Here is a 22,577-nt window from a genome sequence, read left to right as displayed (position 1 = left end):
CATCTGTCTAATAATGCAGCCTTTGAGCAATAAGTTCTAAGATGCGCTTTCCTGAGCTCTTAATTCTTCCCAGTATTCCACGGCTCTTCTAAAATGAGGTATCACAATGGAACCACCTACCAGGTTAGCAATAGAGAATACTTCGAAAATCTGCTCATCGTTTACCCCTTCTTCAAAGCATTTGCCCAAGTGGTATTTTATACAGTCGTCGCAGCGAAGTACCATAGAGGCAACCAAGCCCAGCATCTCTTTTGTCTTTACATCCAGAGCTCCTTCTGCGTAGGTATTAGTATCGAGGTTAAAAAAGCGCTTGATAACTTTATTATCGTATGACATGATACGCTCATTCATGCGGGAGCGATAGGCATTGAATTCTTCTATTTGACTCATTGTTGTATGATTTGTTGCTGTTTCAGCTTTGTAAAATAAGTTTATACAAAATTACTAAGAATACCTTAAACTGATTCGCCTGCCTATGCTGAAAGACTTCTTATCGCTTCTGTTTCCCGAATATTGTTATGCCTGCGATGGGGCTCTGGCTAGAGGCGAGCAATTTATTTGTACGGATTGCAGTATTCAGCTTCCTTATACCGATGTGCACATACATGGTGCTACAGAGCTTAACGTACTACAGAAACGTTTCTGGGGAAAGGTGCCGGTGCGCTTTGCTTTAGCTTATCTGTACTTCCGGCCAAAAGGGCGGGTGCAGCGGCTGCTACACAAACTAAAGTATAAAGGGAAGGAAGAACTGGGCGAGCACCTGGGGATTCGGTATGGCTCCCTCCTCTCCGACCACCACTACAGCTCTCAGTTCGATCTGATCTTGCCTGTACCTTTGCATAAGCTAAAACTTCGGAAGCGCGGCTATAACCAGTCTGATAGTTTTGCCCGGGGTTTATCTGAAGGTTTAAAGTTGCCCTGGAGCCCTAAAGTACTGATCAGAACAACAAACACAAGCACCCAAACCCGAAAGACCCGATTTGATAGGTGGCAAAATGTGGAGCAGGTTTTCAGGGTAAAGCAACCGGAGCAGGTAAAGGAAAAACGGATTTTATTAGTTGATGATGTTATGACCACCGGTGCCACCTTAGAGGCCTGTGTGGTTGCCTTGTTGGAGGCAGGCGCAAAAGAGGTAAGTGTTGCCACCATTGCCGCCGCTTAAACTTGTTTAAAAAGAAAAAGCTCCGGAGTTTATCCGGAGCTTTTTCTTTATCTGATAGGTTACTACTGAATATTCTTAGTGATTTGATCCGGCGTTGATCATGGCGCAACGGAAACCGATGGTAGCAGTAGATGAATCCTGAGCCATGAATCTTCTGGTACCAGGAGATAACCAGTAAGCAACATCTTTCCAGGAACCACCTTTGTAAACACGTACTTCGTTGTTTACCAAAGAGTGGAAGCCTTCGCTGGTATCGTAGTTCTCTGCCTCATCAAGCGTTCCATCTCTGCGGAAAGGGTTAAGGTCTTCTACATCCTGGAATGACAGCGGACGGTAAACATCCTGTACCCACTCGTTTACGTTTCCGGCCATGTTATATAAGCCGAAGTCGTTTGGCGGGTAGCTATAGATATAGTCTGTAATCATGGCACCATCGTTCAGAGCACCAGCTATACCGGCATAGTCACCACGACCACGTTTAAAGTTAGCCAGGAACTGGCCCATTTGCTTTCTGCCGTAAGGGTTACGCATCTGGTAGCCGTCCCAAGGATAAATTCTTCTGTTATTCTGAAGCTCATCGTCAGAATATTGTGTACCGATCATAGCCTGAGCTGCATACTCCCATTCTGCTTCAGTAGGGAGACGGTAGTTCGGCAATACGTTACCGGATTCGATACTGGCGGCAGGTCTGTCAGCATCGTCACCACCACCACGGCGTCTGCCGAAAAGGCCTCTGCCACCACCACTGTTGTTGGCCAGGTTTTCATTTACCTTAGCAGTACGCCAGATACAGAAATTGTTCGCCTGCAACCAGCTTACACCTACTACAGGGTAGTAGCGGAAACCAGGATAACGCAGGTAATAAGTTTCGTAAGGGTCATTAAAAGATAATTGACGCGCCCACACAGTTGTGTCAGGCAAAGCTGCTTCGTATACTTCAGGTAAAGAGTCGCGCTTTAAAGAGTGCAGGTATTCCAACCAGTGAATATTGGCAACCTCTGCTTCATCCATATAAAAGGAAGCAACTGTTACAGTTCGCTCAATGTTGTCACGTGTCATGGCAACATCTTCTTCCATAGAGCCAAGAGTGGTACGGCCACCTTCTATAAATACAAGACCAGGGCCTTGTGGGAATGCGTCGTAATCAGGAACCTGGAAAGATGTTTCATCTTCGTTGTAGGCAATACCAGTAGCAGAACTTACCTTTCCAGGGTTCGTGCTGGTTGGTTTGCCTCCTTTGGAGCAAGCTGACAGGAGGCAAGCTCCTACAACTACAGCAGATAGATACTTTGTAAAATTCATAAAAATAGTACCCGTTTAAATAAGGTTCTTGTAACGTAAATTAAGTATGCAATTATAAATAAAATTAGAATGACGGACAAACTATGTTCCTGCTAATTCTTCTGCCCGAACGGCTTCTGAACAAGTTACCTAGATCAATTTGTTCAAAAGAGACAGAAATTTCATTTGCACCGCCCACTTGTCTGCCAAATCCTTTTAAACCAACATCATGGCTAAAGCCAACTTTGAATCGTTCAAATTGTAACCCTGCTATTACGGCTAAGGTCTGATCCTGGTTTGCGGAGCCGGTTACAGGCACTCCTCGATATATTAAGCCTAACGTAAAAGGTGTATAAATAGTATAAAAGCCTAAGTCTGTTCTTCTTAAATCCTGTTGCTGCGTATAGGTTATTACCGGGGTAAAACTTAATTCAAATAGCTCACCCTGCTTTTCGTCGGTTTTTGCATAAAATTTATAACCTGTACTTGCCGTAAAACGAATTGGCAGGGTTGTGGTTTCACCAAAACCAAAATTTGGTTTATTTAAGTGCGCGGCTGTAAAGCTAAACCAGAATTGGTTGGTATAAATCAGGCCTCCGGTGGTAAAGCTTACATAGCTGGTAGGTTCAAACCTGTAAACCTCTGCCGATGTAAGTGCTACGGCTCCGTTATCCGATAGCTGGTCTCCGAAAACCAGATTATCGTAGTTTACGCGCAACGAAGCAACAGTTGCCTGTAAGCCTGCTGCAAAGGCCCATTTATCGTTGATGTTGGTGCTATAGGCGTAAATAGCACCAGCCTGTACATTCTGTAAACCGCCAATTCCTGCCCTGTCACGCTGTACAAGCACCCCAAAAGAGCTTTTTTTATCGGGCACTCTAAAGTCAGCAGCTATTTGGCTGGTAATAAACGAGCCATTGAGCGAAGGCCACTGGTCCCGGTGAGAAGCAGTTACGCTCCAGTCGTGATTAAGCCCGGCAAAAGCAGGATTTAAATACAATCTGTTTGCGTACTGTTGTGTAAAGTTAGCATCCTGTGCTATTGCTTTATAAAGGCAAAGCAGCAACAGCAACATGATGCTTGAAATAACTTTTCTCACCATTATCCTTTATCTTGTAAATTATGTAACCTCGCAAACTATAGCCAAAGCTTTTGGTTTAGTAAACTTGAATTTCTGCCTACTAGTATGAGGGATTTAGGTTTTAGTTACTCAACAAAAAATTTTTTTTTAAGTAGTAACTGCGGGTTATAGTAAATCTATGACAACACGTCAGCATTTTAAGATTGTTTGTTGTCTTACCGGCTCTCTTAATACTGGTAGCAGGATAAACCTGAAGAAATATAATACGCAGTAATTCGTTAAAATTAGCATGGTTTTGGCTAACTGTATAGTAGTTAGTGCAGAAAACTGATAAACTGACCTTTTGATATGAAAAAAATTGTAATTGGCTTTTTGATTTTCTTTGCCGTGCTTATTGCCATTGCGGCAGTAGTTCCGGTTCTTTTCAAAGATAAAATCATTCTGGCTCTCAATAAAGAAATAGCGAAAAGTGTAGATGCGCGTGTGGAGTATCAGCCTGATGATGTAAGTGTATCGTTATTGCGTGGATTCCCGAACCTGTCGCTGAGCATAGAGAATCTGTCTGTTATCGGCAAAGATTCTTTTCAAACAGACACACTGGCCCGCATTCCTTCTTTCCGGTTGGGCCTTAACCTGATGAGTGTAATTGCAGGTGATGAACTAAAGATAAACAAGATTATCCTGGATGAACCTGTTATAAGGCTGGTTGTTCTGAAAAGTGGTAGGGCTAACTGGGATATCATGATTCCGGATACAGCCACTGCTGCCACCGACACAACAGCAAGTGATTTTAAACTGGCCATAAAGCAGTGGACGGTAAATAACGGCACCCTTTACTACGATGATCTAAGTTTGCCTATGGGCCTTGCCGCTTATCAGGTAAACCATAGCGGTAGCGGAGATTTTGAGCAGAACGTGTTCGATATGGAATCCAAGACTACGGCCGATCGCTTTGTTTTTACTTACGACGGTGTAAACTACATTCAGAATGCTACACTGGATGCCGATGTAACCATGGCTATGGACCTGAACCAGTCGCTCTATACGTTCAAAGACAATAACATCAGGTTAAACGAATTTCCTTTCCAATTTGCAGGTACTATCCTGATGCCGGACGAGAATATGGACTTCGACCTGACCTTTAAGGCAACAGAAACAGAATTTAAGAATGTACTTTCTATTGTGCCGGGCATGTATACAGATCAGTTTAAAAACATACAGACGGATGGAAAGCTAAGCTTCGACGGCTATTTTAAAGGGCGGATGAATGACACCCTGATGCCCGGCTATGGAATTGAGCTGAAAATAGTGGAAGGGATGTTTAAATACCCTGATCTGCCACAGGCTGCCCGTAATATTAACCTCGATATGCGCGTCGATAACAAAGACGGGAATACAGAGAACCTGCTGGTAGATGTAAAAAGACTGCACCTGGACCTGGGCAAGAATCCTGTGGATGCCCGTGTGTTGGTACAAGGCTTGGAAACTATGCAGGTTGATGGCAATATCAAAGCTGCTGTTAACCTGGAGGAAATGACCAAGGTGTTCCCGATAGATGGTATGACGTTACGTGGCTTACTAAATGTTGATGCCGATGCCAAGGGAACCTACAGCAAAACTAGTATGCCTGTTATGGAAGCCGACATGCGCCTGACAAACGGGTATGTAAAATCAAAAGATTTTCCGGCTCCTATCGAGAACCTGAACATGGTAACCAACATCCTGAACAAAACAGGAAATACCAACGATACCCGCATTAATGTGGAACGCTTTAACATGACGTTGGATGGAGAGCCTTTGGAAGGACGTGCACTTGTACAAGGCATAGACCAGCCAGCTTTCGATGCACAGGTAAAAGGAATACTTGATTTAACCAAGCTGACCAAGATATTCCCGCTGGAGAACATGACACTTTCTGGTCGCATAAATGCGAATGTAGCTGCCAAAGGCAAAATGTCGGACATAGAAGCAGAGCGCTATAATAATGTGCAGGCAAACGGCACAATGGCTATAAACGATCTGAACTTTGTTAGTACCGATTTGCCGCAAGGCATCAAGATAAATAGTGCTAATGCCGTATTTACCAATGAGCGGGTGCAGTTGCAGAACCTGAACGGCTTTTTAGGTAAGAGTGATATCAAGGCTGATGGCACTATATCTAATTATATTGGCTATGCCCTGGCAGAGAGCCAGGCCTTGCGTGGTACCATTAACCTGAGCTCCAACACTTTTAATGTAAACGAATGGATGGTGGATGACAACACAGGCCAGCCAGCTCCGGAAGAGGGCCAGGGAGTAGTAGAAGTACCCGGTAATTTAGACATAGCCTTAAATGTAAATGCCAGACAGGTGCTGTACGATAACCTGCAACTGAACAATGTAACGGGCCGTGTGCAGTTAAAAGAAAAAGTAGCAAGGCTGGAGCAGGTTACTTTTAATACACTTGGAGGCAGCTTTGCAACTAGTGGTAGCTATAATACCAAAGATCTGCAGAAGCCAACATTCGATTTTGCGCTGGATATAAAGAACCTGGAGTTTAAGCAGGCTTTTAATGCATTTAATACGATAAAAGCCATTGCGCCTATTGCAGGCTTGCTGGATGGTGTGTTTTCTACTAAGTTCAGCTTTGCAGGAGACATTGGAGAGGATATGACTCCTGTTTTTAAAACGCTGGATGGCAGGGGTATAATAGATGTGGTAAGGGCTACTGTAAGAGATGTACCTGTTGTAGACAAAATAAGCAGCCTTACTAATTTTGAGGAACTGAAAACCTTTATCATCCAGAATAAAAGAATTGATGCTGAGATTATAAACGGTAGCCTGGTAATTAAACCGTTCGACCTGAAAGTAGGAAATGTAGAAATGACTGTGGGTGGTACCAATAATGTAAATGGTAACATTGATTATACAACTGCCCTGAATGTGCCGACAGGAAAAGTTGGGCGTGAATTGAATACCCGCCTTGCCAGTATGTTAGGCACCGATAAAATACAGGCAGCTGATCGCGTGACGCTAAACTTGAACATTGGCGGTACACTGGCCGATCCGCGTGTCGCTTTGGCAGGAGGTAGTGCCAAGGAGCAGGCCTCAAGCCTGGTAAAAAATGCGGTACAAAGCAAAGTAGACGAAGCCAAGGCTCAACTGGATCAGCGTAAACAGCAGGTACAGGATAGTGTACAAGCGGAGATTGCCAGAAAGAAAACCGAAGCGGAGCAGAAGCTACAGGCGGAAATTCAGAAGAAAAGAGATGAGGCTGCACAGCAGGTAAAACAGAAAGCCTCTGAAACAATTGGCAACCTGTTAAAACCTAAATCAAAGACAGAGGCAAAGCCGGACACGGCCAAAACAGGAAATTAATTTATAAACGATAAAAAGCAGGGGCTGTTCCGCATTCCGGAACAGCCCCTGCTTTTTTTAATAGATGTAGTATAGCCAATAAAACAGTCGAATACAGGCTGCTTCTAAGATTATCTGAACCCAAGGATCAATCTTGAAATAAAGACATCCTTTATCAGTTGCTCCATGGCCTATAACGTGCACATTTTAATACGTAATTTTCTAACTGAGCAAAGCCTAATATACCTGTCCCATTAGTTCACGCACATAAGTTACATAATCTGTATTAGGTGGGTTGTGGCCGTTTTTACGCAGATCTGTAGCGGTTTGTGCACGGTGATAAGTAGCGTGGTTAAAAGCATGCGTCAGGATATCGATTACCCTGGTGCTGTACTTATGCCCCAGGCTGTTGGTATAGTCAATCAGGCGATTGAACTCGGCTTCGTCGCTTTTGGCAACCAGTTCCGCAATTCCGTAAGAAGCACTTTGGTGCAGGGCTTTTAGTTCTTCCAGGTTATGTTCCTGCCACACTTTTACCGGGCTTTCGGTGCCGGTGATGCGGGCAATCCAGATAGCCTGCGCATTAAGTGCATGGCTGAACAAGCGCGCAGCATTAGCAGGTACTTCAGGCAGGCTGCTGAAAACATCCAGCATAGTTTTATTTGCCCAGATGTTGTATTCTGATAAGTTTTTAAGTACGTCGTTTCCTGTCATTTTACTTATTGTTCTCGTTTATCTTCCCAAATTAAAGTTTCGTTGGTTCTTTCTTTGAAAAAGTCGGCACATTTTCCGTCTCCCTCGCCCGTTATACTTCCATCCGGCTCACAAATTACTTCTCCATTTACATCGAATAATTTGCCGGGTATATCGCAGCAGCGGCTGGTAAGGTAATAAACGGTTTGCTCTTTGTACTTGTAGCGGTATATTTTAGCAGGAGGATTAGCAGGGTCTTCCTGGCGTAGTTGCTGCACCAGGTTTGTTAGCCATTCATCGCTTACGGCTGCAGGTTGCGCATCGGGTTCGTCAGGTATATTCTCGCCTGTTCTGCAGCTACTCACCAGAAGCAACAGAGCCACTAAAAGTATACTTGCTTTAAACCAGTTGTAAAACATACTTCATTTTGCCTTTGGGCGTAAAGGTAATAAAGAAACTGAAAGAACTATACGTTTACGTAAGCCAGTAAATAAGGTAAAAAGATAATAGTACCTATAACAGCTGCCGTAATAGAAACTGCTAATACCGCGCCGGCTGCCAGATCTTTTGCTTTACCGGCCAAAGGATGAAAATCAGGAGAAACTAAATTTGTAAGAGTCTCAATGGCGGTGTTGAATATCTCCGCCATAAAAACCACGCCTATACAACTTACAAGCAAACACCATTCTGTTTTGGTTACGCCAAAGAAGAAGCCTCCCGCAACTACACCAATGGCCGATAAAACATGCAGGCGCATGTGTGGCTCTGACCTAACCGCTGAGTTTAAGCCTTTGAATGCAAACTTAAAGCTGTTGTAGCGTTTCTTAAAGTAGGTTTCCAATAGAGATATGCATTAGAGGTGATAAATGAAGTATACTGTGGAATGTTGCTGAGGTTATGCAACAGCATTGGTACAGTAAATATAGCTGTTTTACCATCGGTAAAAATTTACAACCCGGCTGAAGGTGCAATTACAGCAAGTACCCAAAGCTAATTCCGGATTCGGAGCAAGAAAAGTTCAGGCAACTCTGAGTTAACTAAAAACACCACACAGCACGTATGAAGTAAAGAATCATTTAGTAACTTCAGTAACAGAAACATGTTATCAAGACGCAATTTTATATCGAAAGCGGCTATAAGTACTACAGCTGCGGCATTCTCTCCTATATTAGCTTCTGCCGCTTTTAGTACAGGAGGCGACCACAATGGAGCAGGAACCTACCTTGGTTCAGAACCTGAGAAAGCAAAAGCCGGCTTCAGGTTGCCAGATAAATTTGGAATAGGCGGTGTAGCCATAGGAAATGCTTTTCATGTAAACACAAACGAGCAAACCAATAAGGCCATGGAGGCTGCCTGGAATGCAGGTACACGGTATTTCGATACTTCTCCTTTTTACGGCTATGGGTTGAGTGAGCGCAGAATGGGACATTTCCTTTTCGATAAAAAGAGAGAAGACTTTATTTTATCTACTAAAGTAGGCCGCATTTTCGAACCTGATCCTAACTTTAAAGAAAACCCGGACGATATATGGAAAGGGAAACTAAATTTTAAGTTTAAGTACGATTATTCTGCCGAGGGTGTGCGTAAATCCATAGAAGATAGTTTACTCCGCCTTGGCCTGGCCAGCATTGATATCGTGTTTATTCACGACCTGTCTCCTGATAATGGCGACATGAAAGACAACTGGACTGATTACTTTGAAAAAGCCAGGAAAGGTGCTATGCCGGAACTAACCCGTATGCGCGAAGAAGGAATTATCAAGGCTTGGGGTTTGGGTGTAAACCGGATCGAGCCTATCTTAAAAACTTTGGAAGTAGCAGACCCCGATATTATGCTTTCTGCTACACAATATTCGCTGATGTACCAAGAAGATGCACTGAACCGCCTGTTTCCAGCTTGTGAGAAGAACAATGTTTCTATTGTAGTAGGCGCACCTCTTAATGCTGGTTTCCTGGCTGGCAAAGACCGCTATAATTACGGCAACACCATACCGGATGGCTATGTAGAAAAGCGAAACAAAATGAATGCCATTGCTAAAAGACATAAAGTAGACCTGCGAACTGCTGCTTTACAATTTTCAGCAGCTCCTGCGGTGGTAACGGCAGTTATTCCGGGTGTAAGTAACCCGAAACAGTCCGAAGAAAATGTGGCTTCCATGAAAACTGCTATTCCGAAAGATTTCTGGAAAGAATTGAAAAAAGAAAAGCTGATTGCTGCCAATGCTCCCGAACCAAAATAGATAGCAGCAGCACAGCTATTTTTAGTTGTAAAGATAGCTGTGCTGCTGCTATAGTTTTTCAGTAGTTAACCTTCTAAAAGCTTACCTGCCACTAAGCTCCGGCTTCAGTTTATGCTTAAATACCTTTCGGAACTTATCTACCTTTGGCCGAATCACGAAGCTGCAATAAGGCTGATACCCATTCTGGTTAAAATAATTCTGATGATAATCTTCTGCCGCATAGAATGTGGGCAAAGGTTCTATAAATGTAACAATCGGGTTATCAAATGCACCTGATGCATCCAGTTCCTGTTTATACTTCTCGGCCAGCTGCTGTTGCTCTTGGTTATGGTAAAAAATAACGGAGCGGTACTGTGTTCCCACATCATTGCCCTGCCTGTTAAGAGTGGTTGGGTCATGCGTTTGCCAGAATACCTCCAGAAGCTCATCGTAGCTGATCTTTTGCGGGTCGTATGTGATCTGAAGTACTTCTGCATGTCCGGTAGTGCCGGAGCAAACTTGCTTGTAAGTAGGATCTTCTACATGCCCTCCTGCATAACCGGATACTACTTTTTCTACTCCATCTAAATCCTGAAATATAGCCTCTGTACACCAGAAGCATCCATTTCCAAAGGTTGCTAATTCCATAGTATGTCTATCATTTTTAAGAGCTCCTGCAAAGGAACCCATTGGTTTTTACTTTATACGTGCTTTGCAGCAGTAATTTCGCTGGCAAATGCTAAATTACCTATACATCCAAGCAGCACCTTTTTATTACTGTATCAAAATATTTGAAACAAGTTAACTAATACTTTAGTTTTAACTAAAAATTTAGTTAATTGTATGTGCAACAGAATTGTTGCTCTTAAGTTTATACTCTGCATTTATTAAAGGTGATTCTATGGTTAAGAAATTTCTTCATGCAGCCATTTTCCTGCTGGTGCTTCTGCCCTTTTCTTCGTGTGTAAAGGATGTTTATAAGAGGCCCATTACTATAAACAAATTTGAGTTCCAGAATCAGGCTGGAGCAGCGTATGAGGCCCAGTTTCAGAAAATAAACAACTGGCAGCTGCTTAAGCTCGACTCAATACAGAAAGTCAACAAAACAGTGTTTTTGGATGCCAAAGCCGGAAAAAGGCAGAATAAGCTAAACTATACTTTAGCTGCATCCCTGGAGAAGCTCGATTCTGATGATAAAAAAGGACTGCGTTACCAACTTTACTTGAAGCCGAACAACGGCATAGGCAAAATGAAAAGCGGCATATACGAAAACATGTATGTAGAACTGGACCTGTATTCACCTGAAAAGAAGTTTTTTGAGCATGGCTTCTTCTTTTACAGAGACAGTGTCTTAGTAGGAGCCTCATCTCACCTGCTTCCCGTTCAGGAACTAAAAGAACCTGCTAATGCAGATTCTACAAGTAGCCTAAGCTTTGCTATAGACCACATAAGTTTTTCAAAAGGCTTTACTAAAAGGCAAAGAAAATGCATTGTGCGCCTGTTAAACAATTCGTTTGTGGCCAAACAGCATCACAATGTGGTAGATTACTATAAAAAAGGAAAGTCTTTCAACTTCTATCCTAATTTCTTACCGAAAGCAACTTATACAAAAGCGATTCACACATTTAGCTATGAAGTAGTAGACAGCCCCGACACCAATCAAATACTGGTAAGGCTGCACTATAGTGGAGAACTGCCTTCGTGGTTCTCGAGGGAGATCAGCTTTAACCGGAAAAATTTCAAAGAAGGCCATTATTATGAAGCTGCTCACGAAATTCAAGGTAAAGTGCAGGCATCTATTTCTGCGTTATCATCTTCTATTAGTCTTCGATAGGTCCGGCTGCATAGGAGTCTGGGCAGCAGAGAGGGCATCGGCATTTATACAATACCTGACATTAGTAGGTGTTCTGTTATCGTCGAACAGATGGCCCAGGTGCTGTTTACAGGTATTGCAAAGTAACTGAATCCGATGCCTGCCATAGGTATCGAGCGGGTTCTGGCGCACGTTGTGTCCTATATGCCCCCAAAAGCTGGGAAAGCCCGAGCCAACATCAAACTTTTTTTCCGATTCGAATAAAGCAGTACCGCAGTTAGAGCAATAAAAGATTTGCTCTGTTTCCTGCTTAACCGGCTCAATTTTCTGGTTTCGGACCATACTTACTGTTTTAAGATACAAATTGTATAGCAGTAAAAAAGGCAGATGGAGTAACATCTGCCTCTCGTATTATTATTTCTCTAGTTCCTCTACAGGTACAAACGTCATCGAGAGGGAATTTACGCAGTGCCGGGTGTTCTTGGGTGTCAGGTATTCTCCTTCAAATACATGGCCTAAATGCCCACCGCAGTTGGCACATACAATTTCTGTACGTCTGCCATCGGCATCAGGCACCCGTTTTACAGCTCCTTCAATTTCATCGTCGAAGCTTGGCCAGCCGCAATGCGATTCAAATTTATCCTGAGACTTGTAAAGTGGAGCATTACAGCGTTTGCACAGGTACAGACCTTCTGCTTTAAAATTATTATACTCGCCTGTGCCCGGGTACTCAGTACCTTTATAAACAATTATTCTCTCTTCGTCTCTTGTAAGTTGATTATAGTCTGATGGATCTTTCGCTATTTTCATGTTTAATTCTGGTTTTAATGGTGCCGTTTGTTGCTATACGTATACTTGTATAAACAAATACTAAACCAAAAGAGTTTTAGCTGACGATGTGGCGGATGCAGCAGGTGAAGCAAATTGCTTATTGAATTGCAGAACTGCAGGCAAAACAAAAGCCGGGAAGAAGTGCTGTTCCATCCCGGCTTTTGTTTTTATTGATAGGTGTAGCTTCTACTGAAGGAGTATCGGGTAATCGGTAGACCTGGCCTCTACTATAGTAAAAGAACCGTATTGCTTTTGAATAGACGTAGGTGCACTACATGCAGTTGGTATATGCTGCTCTTCTTTTCTTTGTGTTCTGATAACTAACTCATCTCTTAAACCACCGCTGTCTGCTACCTTAAACATAGTACCGGGCTTCACTCCTTTTGCTGAGAACAGCATTTTAGAACTGTTTACGCTTTTAGCAATAACCTCTATGTTGGCTAGTTTATCGCCGGTATACTGCAGCCATGCCGACTGAACAGGAGCATAGCATACTTCATCGTAGCGGCCCTGGCCTTCGGCACACATCTGGATACGAGCTACAGCTCCTGAACCGATATTTTTACGCTCATCACCAAATGTAACAACCATTTTAGCAACGCCGGGTACATTATCAAAAGAAATAAATCCCGCTCCTTTGTCTTCTGTAATTATAAGCTCTTGCTTATCGAGTAATTGGCCGGTGCTGCTGAAAAGCTCTACTTTAGAACCTGCATCTTCTTCGTCGATGTCTGCTACAAGAATGGTCTTCATCGTAACAGAACCAACAGGAGAAAAATCAAATATCAGTCGGCCCCCTGCCTGGTTAGCCGCTGCTCCTGAGTTATCTGCCACAGTCAGCAAACCTTCGATTCCCAGCATGTGCGCTTCCATCATATTTACCAGATCAGAAGCAGGTGTAAACGGATCCAGTAGTACGGCCTGGGTCTCTGCCAAATACTTACCATTGCTGCCTCTCTTTTGTGCTTTCACCAAAAAGGCTGCACCGTCTTCTTCTATTTTGTTTACTGCTAATGGAAAAACTTCTGCTCCAAACGATTGTATTAGGTTGCAAGTGGTGGGGTCGTAGCCAACAAGTTTATTTTCCTGCTCATACGTTAAGGGAGCCGTGTTGGGCTCTACAACTTCTGTTTCTTTGGTACAACCGAATAAACCTAGTCCTGTGAAAGCAGTTGCGAATACTGCTTTGGTAGTAAATGTTTTCATATTAAAAGTGGATGTAAAGGGTAGTATATGAATTGATAATATTGTACTGTTTAGATGGGGGAAATTTGAAGTAAGGTGTTTAGAATAACTTTGAAAAATAGTTATATAACACTTGTACGCTTGTCAGAATAAATGGCTGGTACAAAACCTGATAAGCATGTGAAGCTGCAGAAAGAGCGGGTGAAAGGAATGATTTCAGAAGTAAAAGGAAAAATGGTCTTTTGGCTATTCAAGCGTTTGTAAACAAAATAAGATCATGCCTATATAAGCTGTCGTATTGTACTGTCTTTTATAGTTTTATGACAGATGCATTTAATTGCAATCGGATAAGGGTACAGTTTTTTAAAAGAAAGGTGGCTGCAACCCAAATGTTGTAATAAGAAAGAAATGTAGCTTCTAAACAAGAAAAGCAGCCCATTCGAGGGCTGCTTTTCTTGTTTAGAAAGATAAGCTATTTAAGCTCTATTTCTTCAAGCTACCGATCATGTCCTCTGGTTTTACCCACTCATCGAATTGCTCGTTAGTAAGTAACCCGAGTTCGATAGCAGCCTGGCGAAGCGTAGTACCTTCTTTATGGGCTTTCTTGGCAATTTTAGCTGCATTGTCGTAACCGATGTGCGGGTTAAGTGCTGTTACCAGCATCAGCGAGTTCTCCAGGTTATAAGTTATGCGCTCTCTGTTTGGCTCTATACCTACGGCGCAGTGCTTGTCAAAAGAATCGCAGGCATCAGCAATTAATTGAGCGCTCATCAGCAGGTTATAGATCATTACCGGCTTAAACACATTCAGTTGGAAATGCCCGTTCATGCCACCAACCGAGATAGCCACATCGTTACCGATTACCTGAGCGCATACCATAGTCATGGCCTCGGCTTGTGTAGGGTTTACTTTACCTGGCATAATAGAAGAACCCGGCTCATTCTCCGGAATAGTGATTTCACCAATACCTGTACGCGGACCCGAGGCCAGCAGGCGAATATCGTTGGCAATCTTCATCAGGCTAACTGCCAGCTGCTTCAGGGCACCGGAAGTTTCTACAATGGCATCGTGTGCGGCAAGCGCTTCAAATTTATTTGGAGCCGTACGGAATTCATGCCCAGCATACTGAGAGATTTTATCAGCAACCAGCTCGGCATAACCTTGTGGGGTGTTCAGACCAGTACCTACAGCTGAACCTCCCAACGCCAGATCTTTCAGGTGATCCAGCGTGTTTTCCAGCGCTTTATAACCGTATTCCAGCTGCTTCACATAAGATGAGAGTTCCTGGCCTAATGTAAGTGGTGTAGCGTCCATCAGGTGTGTACGGCCGATTTTCACTACATCCATAAACTGTTCAGACTTGCTTTGCAATGTATCGCGCAGCTTTTTTACCATTGGCAGCGTGTGCTCTACCACCTTTTTATAGGCGGCAATGTGCATAGCTGTCGGAAAAGTATCGTTAGAAGACTGCGACTTGTTTACATCGTCGTTCGGGTGAATCTTCTTTTTTTCATCCATCAGATCGCCCCCTAGCAGCACGTGTGCACGGTTAGCTACCACTTCGTTCACGTTCATGTTCGATTGCGTACCCGATCCTGTTTGCCATACTACCAGCGGAAACTGGTCGTCCAGCTTACCTTCCAGAATTTCATCACAAACTTTACCAATTATCTCCGCTTTATCCTGCGCTAAAACGCCTAGTTCAGCATTGGCAAATGCAGCAGATTTTTTCAGAATGGCAAAAGCTTCGATCACTTCTTTCGGCATGGTCTGGCCGCCGATCGTAAAGTTTTCTTTTGAACGCTGTGTCTGCGCGCCCCAGTATTTGTCTGCAGGCACCTCAATAGGGCCCATGGTGTCTTTTTCTACGCGAACTTGCATGTAATTTTATCTTTAGTTTTAAGGATAATCATCTAAGGCAAAGCTAAAAAAATATTTTATACAGTTTTTAACTACCTGATTACTCGTTTGCCCGATTGCTGTGAGATCAGGGCAATCATTTCTAACTGTACTGGCTTCAGGTAAGTTGTGTTTATTGCCGTATTATCGTTAAAGCTGATCAGGTACTCCCCTTCTGCTCCTAAATAATGAATGCTCGTTACATCGTGCTCCAGGTTGTAGACCCGGGTTTCGTTTAGCAGATTTGTTACCTGCACCTGCTCATCAGTTACATACACGTGCCAGCGAAGCGAAAACCAGGCAGCTACCGCCGAAAGCAGCAACAAGGCCAGTAATAAAACCCTGTAAAACTTTACCGAGCCATGCCCCTCCTGGTGTACCAGATAACTCTTATAAAGATCATAGTCCTGGGCAAGTATGGTGCCCTGAATCAGGCGTAAAGGAATAAGGGCCATTGTTAAGCCTAGTAGTAAGCCCGGAGCAAATAAGGCGCTAAAGTTGGGTGTAAGAATATGCATAGCCTCCCGCGTTATATTTACCATACTGGAGACAAGCGATAAGGCTCCGGCGCTAAAAACGGCCAGTATACAGGTGAAGAAGTAGTAAGCAAACGTCAGCTTCCATTCCTGTCTCTGAAAGTAACTCAACTGCTCCTCCGTAAAGGCAGTGCTGGTACGGGCAGGCGACATCCTGCGCAATGCAAACCGTATTACAGGAAGCAAAACAGCAACAACAAAAAATGAAAGTAACAGGCTTTTTGCTATATCCAGCATGGTATTTTTTTATTGCAAAGGTAACAGGGTAATCTCACTTTTCAGTGCAAATTACCTAAAACAGCCAGTTTCTTCAAAATAATGTTGTCATGCAGGATATTCGGAAAAGCAGTTAAAAAATGAAGCAAATGCGGTTCTGTTTCATCATTTTATCCGCTTTTAGGATAACTTTCGTTAATACACCGGCAGGTTAAGATAGTTTGCCATAACAAATTATAACTGACTGAAGAAGCTAAAAGACTTGGCTTATCTTAGTATTTTGTTATTTTTGAAAACAGAAAACAAACTTGCCGGAAAAAGATTCGCCCATGTCATTTGAAAAGAAGAACCCTGGTTTTTCCGGTTATAAACAGCAGCCCATGATATTTGCCAGACTGGCTTCTTTCATAAGAGAATATAGTATTGCCATTATTTCCTTCCTGCTTTTATTCATCCTGACGCTCTTTGTTTATACAGAAACCAAGCACAGGGCTGAAGAGCGTAGTGAGCGGATGTTTAACATGAAGGCGGCGCAGGCAACCGAGGCAATTGGGCTTCGGATGAGAGATTATGTGCAAATTCTGATTGGTGCTAAAGCACTATTCATTGCTTCCGATACAGTAGAAAGAGGGCCCTGGCACACTTACTATACAACGTTAAACCTTGAAGAAAACTATCCCGGCATTCAGGGCGTGGGGTATACGCATGTCATTCAGCCGGATGAACTGGAGGGGCACACGCAAACCATCCGGAAGGAAGGTTTTCAGGATTATAAAGTGCACCCGGAGGGGAAGCGGCAGGTATATACCTCAATCATTTTTATAGAACCTTTTAATGGGCGCAACCTGCGGGCATTTGGCTATGATATGTTCAGCGAACCTATCAGAAGGTCGGCTATGCAGATAGCACGTGATACAAAACAGCCGGCCATGTCGGGTAAAGTGCGCTTGGTGCAGGAAACCGGAGCCGATGAGCAATCTGGTTTTCTAATCTATCTTCCTATCTATAAAGATAATGCCGATCCGGAGTCAATTCAGGACCGCCAGCAACTTATAAAAGGTTACGTGTACAGCCCTTTCCGCACAAAGGACCTCATGACCAACATTTTGGGAGATGAGTTTAACGATGTGGACTTAGAGGTATATGACGGCACCAGCCTCAGCAAAGAGTCCATTCTGTTTAGCACAGATTCTACCTTGCATTACCATGCGGAGAAAGAGCGGCCGTATAGTAAGTTAAGCAGTCTAAACATCGGGAGCCATACCTGGCGCATTTATATTTCTGCAAAACCTGGATATGGTATGTCTGTCGATGCCGGCCTGCCTTACTTTATTTTGTCGGGGGGCAGTATTATGAGTTTCCTGATGTTCTTTATAGTATGGTCTCTTTCCAACACACGGCGCTCTAACCATTTAAAACAAACCATTACAGACAATGCAACCAGCGCCTTGTTTATAATGGACCGGAATGGCTACTGCACATTTATGAATCCTGCTGCGGAAGAAATGACTGGTTATCAGTTTGAGGAGATCAGGAAAAAGCCGCTCCACTACATGATCCACTATGCCCACCCCGATGGCACCCATTATCCTATCGAAACTTGCCCCCTGGACAGGGCACTGCCCAGCAATAATGATATTCGGGCGCATGAAGATGTTTTTATAAAAAAGGATGGCACCTTCTTTAATGTGACCTGTGCCGCAAGGCCCATTATCGAAAACGGAGAACCTAAATACACCATTATAGAAGTACGCGATATCACAGATGAGAAGCGGGCACAGCAGGCTATTGTTGAAAGCGAGGCCCGTTTTAGAACAATGGCTGATAATGCGCCTGTGATGATCGGCATTTTTGATGAATGGCGCCAGTGCATCTATGTAAACAAACAATGGCTCGACTTTACCGGAATATCATTTGAGCAGGTGCTTAACAGTGGCTGGAGCAGTATGGTTAAAGAACAGGATATAGCTTATGTTGAAGGAATCTACGAAAAAGCCATAGAGGAAGCCGCCAGCTTCAGGGCAGAATTCAGGATGCGGCGCCACGATGGGAAGTACCGTTGGATCGTAAGTACGGGCACGCCTCGCTTGGGTGCAGAGGGGGAGTTTATGGGGCACATTTGTTCGATAATTGATATTACAGAAATAAAAGAGGCAGAAGCTAAAGTAAAAAGAAATGCAGAGCTGCTGCAGAAGCTCTTTTTAGAAGTGCCCGCCCTGGTGGCCCTGGTGCGCGCGCCGGATCAGCAATATGTACTGGTAAACCCGCCTTACAGCAAGCTCTATGGAGAGCGCACGTTGGTTGGGAAAACTTTTCGGGAGGCACACCCGGAGTTGGGAGAGAACGGCTTTTTTGAGCGTATGGACAAAGTATTCAGCTCCGGGAAAGCCTTTATCGGAAAAGAAATTAAAGCAGCTATAGATAAGAGTGGCAACGGAAACCTGACAGAAGGTTACTTTAACATGGTGTATCAGCCTTTGCTGGACAGCAAGGCCAGAGTGGAGGCTGTTCTGATCTTTTCGGTAGAAGTAACCGAATTGGTAACAGCCCGCAAAAGCATGAAGATTATAAATGAGGAGCTGAGTAAGAAGAACCGTGAGCTGATTCGGATTAACAATGACCTCGATAACTTTGTATATACCGCTTCACACGACCTTAAATCCCCTATTGCCAATATGGAGGGGCTGATTACCTTGCTCCACGATATTCTAAAAGGAAAGCTTGAGGCAGAAGACGAACAGATTTTAGGAATGGTAGGCAATTCTATAAATAAGCTGAAGCAAACCATTTCTGATCTGGCCGAAATAACAAAGGTGCAAAAAGAGCTGCAGGATAACGTGGAGCCTCTGATATTTGAAGAAATACTGCAGGATATAAAAGGCGACTTAAACAGCATTATTAATGAGTCTGGAGCCATGATATATGCTGATTTTGAGGTGAAGGGATTGCTTTATGCAAAGAAGAACCTGCGAAGTATCGTGTATAACTTTGTCTCGAATGCCATTAAGTACAGGTCTCCGGAACGACAGGCTGAGGTGCGGTTGCATAGCTACATGAAGAACAATTATGTGGTGCTGGAGGTGCAGGATAATGGCCTTGGAATAAAACAAGGGCAGCAGCATAAGTTGTTTACCATGTTCAAGCGGTTGCACAGCCACGTAGAGGGTACGGGTATTGGCCTATACATTGTAAAGCGCATTATCGAAAATAACGAAGGGCGTATTGAAGTAGAGAGCGAAGAAGGCAAAGGAACAACTTTCAGAGTTTACTTTAAACAGTTTCCTGGCGAACCACGTGTTCAGCAGGTGTAAATAAAAGGCCTCTTTTCAGCCAGTGCAAGCTGGTATGTGCCTGTTACGGCCCAGGTTTGGAAACAACAGCACACGCCTTATTGAAAGCATATATCCATACTTTACAAGTTCGCTTTTTGTATAAGGCCATAAATTATACATAAGCCTTATGTAAATTCTAAGCATACCGGCTTCTACAGCAGGAATTTTGTACTTTTAGCGTTTGTTACATTAGATATGGCTAAAATAAAAACATCCTATTTCTGCCAAAACTGCGGCGCTCAATCGGCAAAGTGGATTGGCAAATGTCCTGCTTGTGGAGAGTGGAATACATATGTGGAGGAAGTAGTGCAGCGGGAGGAGCTTACCCCCACTACTGCCTGGAAAGTTGGCACCAGCTCCGGGCAGGTAAGCAGTAAACCCAAACCGATAGCAGACATCAGCTATCAGGAGCAGCACCGCATCCAAACCAAAGACCAGGAACTGAACCGTGTGTTAGGAGGTGGTATTGTGGCCGGTTCTATGGTACTGATCGGTGGTGAACCAGGCATAGGCAAATCAACCCTGATGCTACAGATAGCACTGAGTTTGCAGGGGCTGCGGGTGTTGTATGTAAGTGGCGAAGAGAGCGAGCAGCAGATAAAGATGCGGGCCGAACGTTTAATTGCTACTACCTCCGACTGCTTTATATTAACCGAAACAGGCACACAGAATATCTTTAAGCAGATTGAACAGCTTAGGCCGCAGGTACTTATTATAGATTCTATTCAAACGCTTCATTCTTCGTTTATCGAAGCAGGAGCAGGTAGTGTGAGCCAGGTGCGGGAGTGTACGGCAGAACTCCTTAAGTTCGCCAAAGAAAGCGGAACCCCTGTTTTCCTGATCGGGCACATTACCAAAGAAGGCAACCTGGCGGGGCCTAAAATACTGGAGCACATGGTAGATACCGTGCTGCAGTTCGAAGGTGATCGGCACATGACCTACCGGATCCTTCGCACTACCAAAAACCGCTTCGGCTCTACCTCAGAGCTGGGAATTTACGAAATGCTGGGAACAGGGCTGCGCGAAGTAAGCAATCCCTCTGAAATCCTGATATCGCAACGGGAAGATGCCTTTAGTGGAATTGCCATTGGCGCTACTTTAGAAGGTAACAGACCGCTGCTGATAGAAGTACAAAGCCTGGTAAGCCCTGCTACTTATGGCACACCGCAAAGAGCCAGTACAGGCTTCGATGCCAAGCGACTGAACATGCTGCTGGCGGTACTGGAGAAGCGTGGCGGATACAGGTTAGGTGCACAAGACGTATTCCTGAACATAGCAGGTGGCTTAAAAGTGGAAGATCCCGCCCTCGATCTGGCTGTTTGTGCTTCTATACTTTCTTCTTTTGAAGATATTGCCATACCAAGCACTACCTGCTTTGCTGCCGAAGTTGGCTTAGGAGGAGAAGTAAGGGCCGTGAACCGGGTAGAGAACCGCATAAGCGAGGCTGAGAAACTGGGCTTCCGGGATATCTACATTTCTAAATACAACAAAAAAGGACTTGATTTCAGTAAATATTCTATTAACATACATGCCTTCGGGCGTTTAGAAGAAGTGTTTGCCGGCCTGTTTGGCTAAGGCATAGTATCCGTTGCTATCCTTTAAACAGCAAAAAGCCTCCTGATGCGGGAGGCTTTTTTATTTCTTACCAGTGTCTATTGTTGCTGTTTCCTATCCTTTCTGTATCAATAACCGTTCTAAAGGTAGATGCGTACTTAATTTCTACCCTCCTTCACTATAAAAGAGCGGAGGGACCGGGAATTATACGTTTTAAGTTATACAATTAAAACAATAACTATATGGCATTAATAAGTAAGAACGACATTGAGAAGTTGCTTAATGTACAGAATAATACCCAGAATGCCCTGTGCATTTCTATTTATATTCCTACCCACCGGGCAGGACAAGAGACGTTGAATGGTAAAGATCATTTACTATTTAAAAACAAAGTAAAGGATGTAAAACAACTCCTGGAGAGGCATGGTTTAACGGAGTCGGAAATAGCGGAGTATGTTAAACCCGCAGAAGACCTTCTGGATGACAATAATTTCTGGCGTCATTTAGGGGAAGGCCTGGCGGTATTCATCACCAAAGGATTCTCTACCTACTATACCTTGCCAATTGAAATGCCAGACAATGTATATGTGCTGGATCAGTTTTACTTTACTCCAATCCTGCCAATTCTGAGCCAGAATGGCCGATTCTTTATACTGAACCTTTACCGCGAGCATGTTTCCTTCTATGAGGCAACAATAGATAAGATCAGGGAAATTGATGTAAGCGCTTTTGTGCCGCATTCTATGAACGAGTCGCTTAAGTTCGATGTAAAAGGAAATGATCAGGATTTGAACAGGAGCAGAACAACTATAAACGGTTCTAACATCTTAGGTACAGCTCAAGGCTTTTCGCAAGGTGATCAGCAGCATGATCGGGTGCGTGAGTTTATGCTGGACATCGACAATAGCCTGCAGGAGATCCTGCATAATGCTACAGAACCACTTATCCTGGCTGGTGTAGATCATTATTGCAGTATCTACCGTGGTATCAGCAAGTATAAGAATATTGTTGATCAGAATATTAACCTGGATGAAAATGGTGAGATTGGTAACCTAAATGTTATACATGCAAAAGCATTGGAGGTGATGAAGCCAATGATGCACCAGGCGCACGTAGAATCGTTGGACCGCTACCAGAACGTAGCTGGTACAGGTGTTACCTCAGAAGACATAGCTACTGTGGCAGCTGAGGCGGTGCACGGTCGTGTAGATACACTGTTTATTTCGCCTAGCAGCCCGGTATGGGGGGTGTATGATTCGCAGAACGCAGTTGCTGTAGTGCACGATAACTACCAGCGCGGCGATGATGATTTAATTAACCTGGCTGCGATTAAAACAATTGCACAGGGCGGTAAAGTGTTTGTAAACAGCTACAACGGCATGTCTGAAGTAAGCGACGGGGCAAATGTGAAAGCGCTGTTCCGTTACTAGCAGCAAGGTT

19 protein-coding genes are annotated in these 22,577 nt (G+C 43.8%); 7 read left to right on the top strand and 12 right to left on the bottom strand.

Annotated elements, in window-relative coordinates; translation table 11 throughout:
• Nucleotides 1–36: 36 nt before the first annotated feature.
• Nucleotides 37–390, bottom strand: a complete 354-nt coding sequence (locus C1N53_RS17325) for a carboxymuconolactone decarboxylase family protein (protein WP_137760509.1) — start codon at nucleotides 388–390, stop codon at nucleotides 37–39.
• A gap of 85 nt (nucleotides 391–475) precedes the next feature.
• On the opposite strand from C1N53_RS17325, the gene C1N53_RS17320 reads away from it, so the two are divergent.
• Entirely contained in the window at nucleotides 476–1,162 is a 687-nt protein-coding gene (locus tag C1N53_RS17320; RefSeq protein ID WP_168194055.1) for a ComF family protein, read from the top strand.
• Nucleotides 1,163–1,237: 75 nt separating this feature from the next.
• On the opposite strand, the gene gldJ is transcribed toward C1N53_RS17320, so the two are convergent.
• Both gldJ and C1N53_RS17310 read right to left on the bottom strand, forming a co-directional pair.
• Complete coding sequence (gene gldJ, locus C1N53_RS17315) at nucleotides 1,238–2,464, bottom strand: gliding motility lipoprotein GldJ (protein WP_137760508.1); 1,227 nt, start codon at nucleotides 2,462–2,464, stop codon at nucleotides 1,238–1,240.
• 64 nt (nucleotides 2,465–2,528) lie between these two features.
• Nucleotides 2,529–3,545 carry a PorP/SprF family type IX secretion system membrane protein gene (locus C1N53_RS17310; RefSeq protein ID WP_137760507.1) on the bottom strand — a complete coding sequence of 339 codons (1,017 nt, stop codon included), beginning with the start codon at nucleotides 3,543–3,545 and terminating at the stop codon, nucleotides 2,529–2,531.
• A gap of 327 nt (nucleotides 3,546–3,872) precedes the next feature.
• On the opposite strand from C1N53_RS17310, the gene C1N53_RS17305 reads away from it, so the two are divergent.
• The gene (locus C1N53_RS17305) at nucleotides 3,873–6,881 is read left to right on the top strand and encodes an AsmA-like C-terminal region-containing protein (protein ID WP_137760506.1); all 3,009 of its coding nucleotides are present in this window, start codon (nucleotides 3,873–3,875) and stop codon (nucleotides 6,879–6,881) included.
• 216 nt (nucleotides 6,882–7,097) lie between these two features.
• On the opposite strand, the gene C1N53_RS17300 is transcribed toward C1N53_RS17305, so the two are convergent.
• The 3 genes from C1N53_RS17300 to C1N53_RS17290 are packed head-to-tail and all read right to left on the bottom strand — an operon-like array spanning nucleotide 7,098 to nucleotide 8,394.
• Nucleotides 7,098–7,574, bottom strand: coding sequence for a DinB family protein (locus C1N53_RS17300; RefSeq protein WP_137760505.1), 477 nt, complete (start codon nucleotides 7,572–7,574; stop codon nucleotides 7,098–7,100).
• Nucleotides 7,575–7,579: 5 nt separating this feature from the next.
• Complete coding sequence (locus tag C1N53_RS17295) at nucleotides 7,580–7,972, bottom strand: hypothetical protein (RefSeq protein WP_240773257.1); 393 nt, start codon at nucleotides 7,970–7,972, stop codon at nucleotides 7,580–7,582.
• A 47-nt stretch (nucleotides 7,973–8,019) separates the two neighbouring features.
• Complete coding sequence (locus C1N53_RS17290) at nucleotides 8,020–8,394, bottom strand: diacylglycerol kinase family protein (protein ID WP_137760504.1); 375 nt, start codon at nucleotides 8,392–8,394, stop codon at nucleotides 8,020–8,022.
• A gap of 258 nt (nucleotides 8,395–8,652) precedes the next feature.
• Here C1N53_RS17290 and C1N53_RS17285 point away from each other — a divergent pair, with 258 nt between their 5' ends.
• Nucleotides 8,653–9,792 (top strand): aldo/keto reductase, encoded by a 1,140-nt coding sequence (locus tag C1N53_RS17285; RefSeq protein WP_137760503.1) that lies wholly within the window; start codon nucleotides 8,653–8,655, stop codon nucleotides 9,790–9,792.
• An 81-nt stretch (nucleotides 9,793–9,873) separates the two neighbouring features.
• Here the strand turns inward: C1N53_RS17285 and msrA are convergent, their stop codons facing one another.
• Nucleotides 9,874–10,419 (bottom strand): peptide-methionine (S)-S-oxide reductase MsrA, encoded by a 546-nt coding sequence (gene msrA / locus C1N53_RS17280; protein WP_137760502.1) that lies wholly within the window; start codon nucleotides 10,417–10,419, stop codon nucleotides 9,874–9,876.
• A gap of 253 nt (nucleotides 10,420–10,672) precedes the next feature.
• Here msrA and C1N53_RS17275 point away from each other — a divergent pair, with 253 nt between their 5' ends.
• Nucleotides 10,673–11,605 carry a hypothetical protein gene (locus tag C1N53_RS17275; protein WP_137760501.1) on the top strand — a complete coding sequence of 311 codons (933 nt, stop codon included), beginning with the start codon at nucleotides 10,673–10,675 and terminating at the stop codon, nucleotides 11,603–11,605.
• Here the strand turns inward: C1N53_RS17275 and C1N53_RS17270 are convergent.
• From C1N53_RS17270 to C1N53_RS17250, 5 genes are all read right to left on the bottom strand, one after another.
• A complete protein-coding gene (locus C1N53_RS17270; protein WP_137760500.1) occupies nucleotides 11,582–11,926 on the bottom strand; it encodes a peptide-methionine (R)-S-oxide reductase in 345 nt (114 codons plus the stop codon). The genes C1N53_RS17275 and C1N53_RS17270 overlap by 24 nt on opposite strands.
• Nucleotides 11,927–11,998: 72 nt before the next feature.
• Entirely contained in the window at nucleotides 11,999–12,394 is a 396-nt protein-coding gene (locus tag C1N53_RS17265; protein WP_137760499.1) for a methionine-R-sulfoxide reductase, read from the bottom strand.
• 207 nt (nucleotides 12,395–12,601) lie between these two features.
• Nucleotides 12,602–13,621, bottom strand: a complete 1,020-nt coding sequence (locus tag C1N53_RS17260; RefSeq protein ID WP_137760498.1) for a hypothetical protein — start codon at nucleotides 13,619–13,621, stop codon at nucleotides 12,602–12,604.
• A 462-nt stretch (nucleotides 13,622–14,083) separates the two neighbouring features.
• Complete coding sequence (fumC, locus tag C1N53_RS17255; protein WP_137760497.1) at nucleotides 14,084–15,481, bottom strand: class II fumarate hydratase; 1,398 nt, start codon at nucleotides 15,479–15,481, stop codon at nucleotides 14,084–14,086.
• A gap of 71 nt (nucleotides 15,482–15,552) precedes the next feature.
• Complete coding sequence (locus C1N53_RS17250; RefSeq protein ID WP_137760496.1) at nucleotides 15,553–16,272, bottom strand: hypothetical protein; 720 nt, start codon at nucleotides 16,270–16,272, stop codon at nucleotides 15,553–15,555.
• 308 nt (nucleotides 16,273–16,580) lie between these two features.
• Here C1N53_RS17250 and C1N53_RS17245 point away from each other — a divergent pair, with 308 nt between their 5' ends.
• The 3 genes from C1N53_RS17245 to C1N53_RS17235 all read left to right on the top strand — a co-directional run bounded on the left by C1N53_RS17245 (nucleotide 16,581) and on the right by C1N53_RS17235 (nucleotide 22,567).
• Nucleotides 16,581–19,562: a CHASE domain-containing protein gene (locus C1N53_RS17245; protein WP_240773256.1), complete on the top strand. Its 2,982-nt coding sequence runs from the start codon at nucleotides 16,581–16,583 to the stop codon at nucleotides 19,560–19,562.
• Nucleotides 19,563–19,778: 216 nt separating this feature from the next.
• Entirely contained in the window at nucleotides 19,779–21,158 is a 1,380-nt protein-coding gene (gene radA, locus C1N53_RS17240) for a DNA repair protein RadA (RefSeq protein ID WP_137760495.1), read from the top strand.
• A 221-nt stretch (nucleotides 21,159–21,379) separates the two neighbouring features.
• Complete coding sequence (locus tag C1N53_RS17235; protein ID WP_137760494.1) at nucleotides 21,380–22,567, top strand: hypothetical protein; 1,188 nt, start codon at nucleotides 21,380–21,382, stop codon at nucleotides 22,565–22,567.
• Nucleotides 22,568–22,577 lie beyond the last annotated feature (10 nt).

The organism is Pontibacter sp. SGAir0037 (genome assembly GCF_005491705.1).
GTDB lineage: Bacteria > Bacteroidota > Bacteroidia > Cytophagales > Hymenobacteraceae > Pontibacter.
This window is presented reverse-complemented; position numbering and strand designations above follow the sequence as displayed.

Coding starts and splice junctions, on each gene's coding strand:
- C1N53_RS17325 (WP_137760509.1), bottom strand. CDS start 390: ATGAGTCAAATAGAAGAATTCAATGCCTATCGCTCCCGCATGAATGAG.
- C1N53_RS17320 (WP_168194055.1), top strand. CDS start 476: ATGCTGAAAGACTTCTTATCGCTTCTGTTTCCCGAATATTGTTATGCC.
- gldJ (WP_137760508.1), bottom strand. CDS start 2,464: ATGAATTTTACAAAGTATCTATCTGCTGTAGTTGTAGGAGCTTGCCTC.
- C1N53_RS17310 (WP_137760507.1), bottom strand. CDS start 3,545: ATGGTGAGAAAAGTTATTTCAAGCATCATGTTGCTGTTGCTGCTTTGC.
- C1N53_RS17305 (WP_137760506.1), top strand. CDS start 3,873: ATGAAAAAAATTGTAATTGGCTTTTTGATTTTCTTTGCCGTGCTTATT.
- C1N53_RS17300 (WP_137760505.1), bottom strand. CDS start 7,574: ATGACAGGAAACGACGTACTTAAAAACTTATCAGAATACAACATCTGG.
- C1N53_RS17295 (WP_240773257.1), bottom strand. CDS start 7,972: ATGTTTTACAACTGGTTTAAAGCAAGTATACTTTTAGTGGCTCTGTTG.
- C1N53_RS17285 (WP_137760503.1), top strand. CDS start 8,653: ATGTTATCAAGACGCAATTTTATATCGAAAGCGGCTATAAGTACTACA.
- msrA (WP_137760502.1), bottom strand. CDS start 10,419: ATGGAATTAGCAACCTTTGGAAATGGATGCTTCTGGTGTACAGAGGCT.
- C1N53_RS17275 (WP_137760501.1), top strand. CDS start 10,673: ATGGTTAAGAAATTTCTTCATGCAGCCATTTTCCTGCTGGTGCTTCTG.
- C1N53_RS17270 (WP_137760500.1), bottom strand. CDS start 11,926: ATGGTCCGAAACCAGAAAATTGAGCCGGTTAAGCAGGAAACAGAGCAA.
- C1N53_RS17265 (WP_137760499.1), bottom strand. CDS start 12,394: ATGAAAATAGCGAAAGATCCATCAGACTATAATCAACTTACAAGAGAC.
- C1N53_RS17260 (WP_137760498.1), bottom strand. CDS start 13,621: ATGAAAACATTTACTACCAAAGCAGTATTCGCAACTGCTTTCACAGGA.
- fumC (WP_137760497.1), bottom strand. CDS start 15,481: ATGCAAGTTCGCGTAGAAAAAGACACCATGGGCCCTATTGAGGTGCCT.
- C1N53_RS17250 (WP_137760496.1), bottom strand. CDS start 16,272: ATGCTGGATATAGCAAAAAGCCTGTTACTTTCATTTTTTGTTGTTGCT.
- C1N53_RS17245 (WP_240773256.1), top strand. CDS start 16,581: ATGTCATTTGAAAAGAAGAACCCTGGTTTTTCCGGTTATAAACAGCAG.
- radA (WP_137760495.1), top strand. CDS start 19,779: ATGGCTAAAATAAAAACATCCTATTTCTGCCAAAACTGCGGCGCTCAA.
- C1N53_RS17235 (WP_137760494.1), top strand. CDS start 21,380: ATGGCATTAATAAGTAAGAACGACATTGAGAAGTTGCTTAATGTACAG.